The following is a 7,375-nucleotide window of genomic DNA, read 5'->3' as shown; positions in this document are numbered from 1 at the left end:
GCGGCAGAAAATCCTTGTCTAGCGCTCGGATACAGGCGATCTTCACCTCAAACGACACGCCACTTGGGGAATGCAGGCCAATACTCTGCTGAAAGCAACTCTGAATTGCTAATTGTTATTCCGACTGGACGGTATTTTAATGAGACTCTACTAAGCTCTGGTTACATCTCTGCGGCAGACAAAGAAGTAATTCGAGATTTTGTAGAATATGTAATTACCCATCCAATTGTTGTCAGTGGACAGGTTCAAATTGATGGCTTTGAAATTGGCAATGAATGGTACCAAAGTAATTTTTCTTGGTCAGTTGAACAGTTTGGAGAGCTTTCCAGCCAAATAGCGAAGGTTATCCAGCAGAGAATAGATTCTGTTGACAACGGGGTAGATCCAAAAATCTTTGTCCAGGCTGGCAGAACGGACGTGGAGACGCAGGCCATCCGGGATCAGTTTGGCAGCGTAGAATATGACGCGCTTGATGGTGTTACCACTCACTTTTATACGACAAACGGGAATGGCAATCCAATGGGGGCTGGTGGTGGAGTTCAGCGCCGGTTGAATGATATCTACGATTCTTGGAATGATCCTAACAGTTCTGTCGATATTCCTGTTCTGGTTTCCGAATGGAACGTCGGTGGAAATGGGCCTGATAATACGCCATTGTCCGGCTTGATGCGGAATGCGCCATTGATGCGTACTTTCTCTGAAATGATCGAAAATGGTGTTGATATGGCTACATTCTGGACGGCTGTAGCGGCAGGAAATGGTGCGGAATCCCTTTCATTGCAAAATAATGGATCAGAGCTTACGCCAACTGGTTATCTCTATCGTATGCTTTCTGAGAATGTGATTGGAACGAAATTACAAACGCAGAACTCCGACTTCAACCTACCTGGCGGGCACGGCTATTCAATGGTTTTTGAAAGCTCTGAAAAGACCGTTATCTATTTTGTGTCGGGCACTGATCAGCAACTAGACGTCACCGCGAATTTGGCGGCTCTTATCGATCAAAACTCACATGTCCATGCCATACGGCTCGGCATGGTAGGGGGAGATAATGTCTCTTACTATGGTGATGGAACGATTACGCATCTTAGCGAGACTGATATGGACCCGGATGGCAATGAGATTCTTTCGGTTTCTCTTGGAGCTTATGAGTTGATTCAGATTGTCGTTACGGATCAGTCATCAAATGTGGGCGTCAATTTATATGGAGACGATCAGAACGTCACCGATGATGAACTTATTGGAAGCATCAATGATGACACGCTCACAGGGAACGCAGGAATTGACAACTTGATTGGGGGCCCTGGAAACGATGTTTATTTTGTGAGCGATTCTGATGACAGCATCGTAGAGAATGCCAATGAAGGCATTGATCATGTGAATGCTTCTGTTTCGTTCTCGCTCAAAGATTTCAGCCAGAACCTTGAAACACTAACGCTGACGGAAGGGGGCAATCTCAACGGTACAGGGAACAGACTTGATAATACCATCACAGGGAACTCTGGTAACAACATTCTGAATGGCGCATGGGGGAACGATACGCTTTTTGGAGGTGCCGGGAACGATACTTTCCTTGACGACAATGGCGCTGATCACATGGTTGGAGGCAGGGGAAACGATACCTATAGAATTGATAACTCGGGTGACAGCATCGTAGAAAATGCCGATGAAGGCAATGATCATGTAAATGCTTCTGTTTCGTTCTCGCTCAAAGATTTCAGCCAGAACCTTGAAACACTAACGCTGACGGAAGGGGGCAATCTCAACGGTACAGGGAACAGACTTGATAATACCATCACAGGGAACTCTGGTAACAACATTCTGAATGGCGCATGGGGGAACGATACGCTTTTTGGAGGTGCCGGGAACGATACTTTCCTTGACGGCAAAGGTGCTGATCGCATGGTTGGGGGCAGGGGAAATGATACCTTCCTCATCGACAGTGGAGATGACCGGATGACAGGGGGATTAGGCGGAGATACCTTTGTTTTCTTGAACCACTTTGGACATGATGTGGTGACAGATTTCAACATTACACAAACTGAAGAACGCATCGACTTGAGCGCTGTTCTGTCAATCACGGATTTTACTGATCTAAGCAGCAACCATCTCAGTGAGGTTGGCGGGAACACCATCATTAATGCCGGTGACGGCAACACCATTACCTTGGAAGGGGTCGATTTGAGTTCCCTGACGGTAGAAGCTTTCATCTTCTGATCTGGCTTAGACAGCCAAAGTCTCGGTGTCTGTCGGGAGGGCGATTACGCCATCTGTCCCACTTCGCGAATGACCTGCTCCCCCGAAAAGTCTTCGATTTGAGGTTAGCCTGTTCTCCAACTGAGGAGACAGACGATGAAGAGAAGCCGTTTCAGCGAAGAGCAAATCATTGGCATTTTGAAAGAGCACCAGGCTGGGCTTGGCGCGAAGGAGTTGTGCCGCAAGCACGGGATCAGTGATGCGACATTCTACAAGTGGCGATCCAAGTACGGAGGCATGGAGGTATCCGACGCACGGCGTCTGAAGACTTTGGAAAGCGAGAACGCCAAGCTGAAGAAGATGCTGGCCGAACAGATGATGGATGTGGCGACACTGAAAGAGATGCTTGGAAAAAACTTCTGAGGCCCGGTTCAAGGAGGAATGCTGTGAACTGGGCCATGAAGACCAAGGGTTACAATCAGCGCCGGGCCTGTGCGCTGGCCGGCATCGATCCGCGTGTCTACCGACGCAAGTCGAAGAGCCCCGCCGACACGGAATTGCGGGCCAGGATGAAGGAACTGGCGTCCGAGCGGCGGCGGTTCGGCTATCGGCGCCTGCATATCCTGCTCAAGCGCGAAGGCTGGGAGGTCAACCGTCGCCCGACAGGGTCATGCAAAGCATGATCCCGAGAGGGAGGAAGAAGCTATATCGTCTCTACCACGAAGAAGGGTAAACCGTTCGTAAATGGGGCGGGCGCAAGCGCGCAATCGGTACGCGGACGCCCATGGAAATCCCACAGGGGCCGAACCAGAGATGGTCGTTCGACTTCATGTCGGATGCGCTGGAGGATGGCCGCAGGTTTCGGGTGCTGAACGTCATTGATGGGTATTGCCAAGTTGCTGACGTGAGCTTGCGAGGAAATGGCAAAGGCAGGTTCAGGTCGCCATTTCTGCGGCGTAATCGTCCCAGAGGTTGAACGCATCAGAACGAGCGTGGCGGTATGAATTTGCGGTGAGTTGATATCGGCGGGGCGTAAGATCAGATTGATTTGGTCATGCGCAGTCAGAAATCTCTGTGCCTGCCGGTGAGACTTGAACCGGCCCATTATTTTCTCTCGTTTGCGGGTCGGTCGGTGCGACACTTCGATTGCGTTGTTTAGACCTTTGTGAGCCCGATGATCCGCATCCGGTGCCAGTGTTTTGATCGGCTTGATGTAGCTGCGTAATTTGTCGGTGATAACGACCCTGGGTTCGCCAAATTTGGCAACCAGTCTTTTGAAGAAGCGCTTTGCGGCTTTGGCGCTTCGACGCGTTTGCACGAGAATGTCGAGCACATCGCAATTTGCGGCGATCGCACACCACAGCCAGTGCTTCCTGCCTCGGATCATGATCACCGCCTCGTCCATGTGCCACTTGTCGTTCGGCTGCGGCCGATCACGGCGAATGCAATCTGCAAAGTGCTGACCGAAGCGATTGACCCACAGCCGAACGGCTTCCCGGCTGAAGATCACGCCCCGCGCAGCCAACAGATCCTCGACGTCAGCGGTGCTCAACGCAAAGCGATGGTAAGCCCAAACCGCGTAGGCAATGATCTCACGAGGAAAACGAAAACCCTTCAGGCGTGGCATGATCGTTGGGAAGTTCATTAGCGCGACATAGCTGGATCACTCAACCTGAGCAACTTTTCAATACCCGCATGTTATACGTCATTGACACATACGCCGCCGAAACCTATATGGAACTTAACATGACGCGATTGCAGACCGTGGTCGAACTGCCCGAATTCCAGAGGCGTGCCAAGGCAATAATGTCGGACCAGGAACGTGAGGCGGCGATCAACTTCATTCCCGCCAATCCGGAAGCGGGCATTTCTCTTGGTGGCGGGTTACGCAAAATCCGCATCCCGAGAGAGGGGAGCGGAAAGAGTGGCGGCTTCAGGACGGTGTATTTCTTTGGCGGGATCCATATGCCGATCTTTCTGATCACGATCTTCGCCAAGAATGAGAAAGCCAACCTGTCGAAGACCGAACAGGCTGCGGCGGTAGAGATGAGCAAGGCGCTTGTCGCGAAGTATGGAGACGCAACATGAGTGCATTGGAATCCATCTCCAAGGGACTGGAAGAGGCTCTGGCCTTCGCAGATGGCGATTTGGCAGGCTCGAAGGTGCATGAAGTTTCCGTGATGGAGGTCGATGTCGCCGAAGTCCGGCAACGGACTGGCCTATCTCAGGCAGAATTCGCCAAAAGTATTGGCGTTGCGAAAGGCACGCTTCTGAACTGGGAACATGGGCGCCGTCACCCCACGGGTCCGGCACAGGTTCTGCTGGCATTGATCGCCAAGAAACCTTCTGTTGTGCAGGACCTCTTGCGCGGTGCGTGAACCCGGGCCTACAGCCTCGGCTACGCGTTACCCGACATCGACTTGTGGTGTTTTATTGACAATCCCCGCATCCACCAGCTGCTCCTGATCGGGAAGATCGCGAAGGCTCTCCAACCCGAACGCCACGAGAAAATGTACGGTCGTCACAAAGGTGTAGGGTGCGCCGCGTTGAGGGGACCGCGGCCCGTTTCCGATCAGCCCGTGCGCGTGCAGTCGGCCGATGAGATCGCGGCTGATGTCCTTGCCGAAGATGTCCTTGAGTCCGTCCCGCGTGATTGGTTGATGGTAGGCGATGGCAGCGAGGACAGCGAGATCGAACGCGCGCAGGTCGAGGGTCTGAGCGCCCACATCTGCCGCGGCGCGGATCGCGGAGGCATAGGCGGGCCGGGTGCGCAGCAACCACCCGCCAGCGACCTGCGTCACCTCGAAGGACCGCCCCTCCAGATCGGCGGTGAGATCGTCGATCAGCAGATCAACAGACGCCCCCTGCCCCACCACGCGGGCGAGGTCTTCGCGCGGCACGGGTGACGCGCTGGCAAACAGCACCGCCTCAATCCGGCGCATCCATTCGCGCCACCGCAATGCGGGCGGCAGGTCGTCCAACTCACGGTCAAGCTCGGGTTCGGATCTGTCATTCGCCATCGTTACACCCCGTAGAGCCGGAAGGTGTCGCGCCCAGTCACCTCGCGCGCGGCACCGAGATCGACCAGCCGGTCACAAAGCCGCCGCGCCGCACGATCCGGCAAAGGCAGGGCCGACGGCGCCACCGCATCACGGGTCAGGAACATCTCAACCGCATCCCCTGCCCCCTTGGCCCGCAGTTTTGGTGTGACCGCTTTCAGATGCGCCGCGCGGCGCGCGAGGTCAGCAGTCAGACGCACGGCCTCAAGTGCCGAACGCGCCACGGCACGATGACAGGCCAGCCGCAACGCCTCGCCACGTTTGCCCAAGTCGGCGCGTTTCAGGCCCGCAGCCAGCAGCGGTACAAGATGATCCCAGTCAAGCGTTTGGGCGAGGGCCGCATCTGCCAGGATCAGGGCCTCAACATCTGCGCGCGGCGCTGCGTTCAGCACGGCCTCCATCACCATTGCAACGCGCGTAACCGGCGCGCCCTGCCCCGCATCCAACCATTCGGCAATCTGGTTTGCGTCCCGCCCAGCTATGGCGGAATGCAGCGCCTTGACCGATACCGGTCGGGCGACCGCTCTCTGCCAAGACAGATACACCTCCCCCGCCGGGCCCGGACTGTCACCCGGTTGCAGAAACCCGACCGCATCGCGCAACGCCCCTGCCCGCTCCGAACGTCCGGAAAACGCGATACAGGCCTCCGCAGCGGCCAACGCCAACCGCTCCCGTAACAAGGTCTGGGGCACCTCCTTGCGCCCCACCACCAAATGCAGTTGCGACAGCGCGGCCCCCGACAAAAACGCCACATCTTCAGGAGTTTCCGCACGCCCTGAGATGACCCAGGCAGGCATCCGGGGTAGTGTATCGAGGTCGCTGATGTGATCTGACCGGGTAAATGTCATGCTTGGATCCTAAATCAATGCGGCGCTTTCGTCCACATTATTACTCACAAACCGCCTCTCTTTGTTGTTTCATATTATGTCCAATAACCTTGTGTTATCGGACGTAAAAATGATATGCTCGGAAACATGAGCGGTCTCACGAATAACGGCACGAAAATCGAGGATTCTGAGGCGTCTGACGCTGAGATTCCGAGCTCAGCGTCGTATGGCTCGCTGAACAGTGACGAACACGACGAGAGAACCTCTCGGGACCGAGCCTCAATCGCTCTGCCCACCCATGTGGTCGGCTCCGGCACGCTCGACCGGCTGATCGATACCGCCCGGGACTACGCCGAGGCCTCGACGGCTGGGAACACGAACAAGGCCTACGCCGCCGACTGGAAACACTTCACCCGCTGGTGCCGGCTGAAAGGCACTGAACCTCTGCCCCCCTCGCCGGAGATGGTTGGACTTTATGTGGCTGATCTGGCTGCACCAGCCGGGAAGGCCCCTGCCCTTTCGGTCTCCACGATCGAGCGACGTCTCTCGGGACTTTCCTGGAACTACAGGCAGCGCGGGTTCACTCTTGATCGCAAGAATCGCCACATCGCCACGGTTCTGGCCGGGATCAAACGCAAGCACGCGCGCCCGCCGGTCCAGAAGGAAGCGATCTTGCCCGAGGACATCCAGGCTATGGTGGCCACCCTTCCCTACGATCTCCGCGGGCTCCGAGACCGGGCGATCTTGCTTCTGGGCTATGCAGGCGGCCTGCGCCGGTCGGAGGTAGTCAGCCTCGACATACACAAGGATGATACACCGGACTCCGGCGGCTGGCTCGAGGTCTTCGAAGGCGGTGTTTTGCTGACGCTAAACGCCAAGACCGGGTGGCGCGAGGTCGAGGTCGGGCGTGGTTCGTCAGAGCAGACCTGTCCCGTCCACGCGCTCGAGCAATGGCTACACTTCGGACGCATCGACTTTGGGCCGGTCTTCGTGCGCATCGCCCGGGATGGCAAAAGCGCCCTGGAGGCGCGCCTCTCCGATAAGCACGTCGCGCGACTGATCAAAGCGACCGTTCTAAAAAGCGGCGTCAGGTCCGATCTGCCGGAAGCCAAACGGCTGGCAATGTTCTCCGGCCATTCCTTACGCGCCGGGCTCGCCTCGTCGGCAGAGGTTGATGAGCGCTATGTTCAAAAGCAACTCGGACATGCCTCCGCCGAGATGACCCGCCGCTATCAGCGCAGGCGCGACAGGTTCCGGGTGAACCTGACCAAAGCCGCGGGGCTGTGAAGCTCA

Annotated in this window: 6 protein-coding genes and 2 pseudogenes; 5 read left to right on the top strand and 3 right to left on the bottom strand. The window is 55.9% G+C overall.

The window, feature by feature from the left end; all coding sequences use genetic code 11:
- Together AC2FFD_RS20400 and AC2FFD_RS20395 are read left to right on the top strand one after the other, a co-directional pair.
- Positions 1-2,217, top strand: a 2,217-nt coding sequence (locus AC2FFD_RS20400; protein ID WP_496873970.1) for a calcium-binding protein, incomplete at its 5' end; no start/stop codon positions are given.
- A gap of 135 nt (positions 2,218-2,352) precedes the next feature.
- Positions 2,353-3,115 (top strand): annotated as a pseudogene (locus tag AC2FFD_RS20395) (transposase); the annotation flags it as partial.
- A gap of 16 nt (positions 3,116-3,131) precedes the next feature.
- On the opposite strand, the pseudogene AC2FFD_RS20390 reads toward AC2FFD_RS20395, so the two are convergent.
- A pseudogene (locus AC2FFD_RS20390) lies at positions 3,132-3,841 on the bottom strand (IS6 family transposase).
- 101 nt (positions 3,842-3,942) lie between these two features.
- Here AC2FFD_RS20390 and AC2FFD_RS20385 point away from each other — a divergent pair.
- Together AC2FFD_RS20385 and AC2FFD_RS20380 are read left to right on the top strand one after the other, a co-directional pair.
- Entirely contained in the window at positions 3,943-4,284 is a 342-nt protein-coding gene (locus AC2FFD_RS20385) for a type II toxin-antitoxin system RelE/ParE family toxin (RefSeq protein WP_496873969.1), read from the top strand.
- Positions 4,281-4,574, top strand: coding sequence for a helix-turn-helix domain-containing protein (locus AC2FFD_RS20380; protein WP_496873968.1), 294 nt, complete (start codon positions 4,281-4,283; stop codon positions 4,572-4,574). Before AC2FFD_RS20385 ends, AC2FFD_RS20380 begins: the two co-directional genes overlap by 4 nt.
- Before the next feature lie 27 nt (positions 4,575-4,601).
- Here the strand turns inward: AC2FFD_RS20380 and scpB are convergent, their stop codons facing one another.
- Both scpB and AC2FFD_RS20370 read right to left on the bottom strand, forming a co-directional pair.
- Entirely contained in the window at positions 4,602-5,216 is a 615-nt protein-coding gene (gene scpB / locus AC2FFD_RS20375) for an SMC-Scp complex subunit ScpB (RefSeq protein ID WP_496873967.1), read from the bottom strand.
- Positions 5,217-5,218: 2 nt separating this feature from the next.
- On the bottom strand, positions 5,219-6,103 hold the full coding sequence (locus tag AC2FFD_RS20370; protein WP_496873966.1) for a DUF1403 family protein: 885 nt from the start codon (positions 6,101-6,103) through the stop codon (positions 5,219-5,221).
- A 126-nt stretch (positions 6,104-6,229) separates the two neighbouring features.
- On the opposite strand from AC2FFD_RS20370, the gene AC2FFD_RS20365 reads away from it, so the two are divergent.
- Positions 6,230-7,369: a tyrosine-type recombinase/integrase gene (locus AC2FFD_RS20365; protein WP_496873965.1), complete on the top strand. Its 1,140-nt coding sequence runs from the start codon at positions 6,230-6,232 to the stop codon at positions 7,367-7,369.
- Positions 7,370-7,375: the final 6 nt, after the last annotated feature.

Source organism: Ruegeria sp. YTSC002 (genome assembly GCF_059609845.1).
This window is presented reverse-complemented; position numbering and strand designations above follow the sequence as displayed.